Annotated in this window: 1 protein-coding gene; it reads left to right on the top strand. The window is 27.1% G+C overall.

Annotated features, from left to right (window positions below; translation table 11 throughout):
* Positions 1-32: 32 nt before the first annotated feature.
* A partial coding sequence (locus CAMP5063_RS08415; RefSeq protein WP_337195170.1) for a hypothetical protein occupies positions 33-458 on the top strand: 426 nt, incomplete at its 3' end.

The following is a 458-nucleotide window of genomic DNA, read 5'->3' as shown; positions in this document are numbered from 1 at the left end:
TTAGCGAAAATCCAAATGTTACTATTGTAAGTATGGAAAATCAAACTAACAAAACCATAACATATAACTTAAGAACATTTACGCCAGCAATAACATATCCAGTATTTGATTCTACTCTTTATGGGAAACATAACAATACAATAGACTATGATATAGATTATTCTATTTTAGTAAAAGGACTTTTACCTGATAGTATTATAGAGCCTATTACAGATGGAGTAATTAGACCAAAAAGCAATAGTGTGCAAGTAAATAACAAAGGGGAAGCAACAATTACTTACCACAAAATAAGTGATTATAACACTAAAAAGATAAAACCTCAGTTTAAATATATTAAAAGCGGAGATACTAAAGAAACCTTTACTATGAATGATATTAATTTATACCAGTATAAATTAAATCTAAAAGCTTCTAAAGAATCTCTAGATAGAAATGATTTTTCAATAATCACAGCAGAA

This window comes from Campylobacter sp. RM5063 (genome assembly GCF_024723655.1).
Lineage (GTDB): Bacteria > Campylobacterota > Campylobacteria > Campylobacterales > Campylobacteraceae > Campylobacter_D > Campylobacter_D lari_D.
Note: the sequence above shows the minus strand (reverse complement) of the source record. Positions and strands in the feature narration are given on the sequence as shown.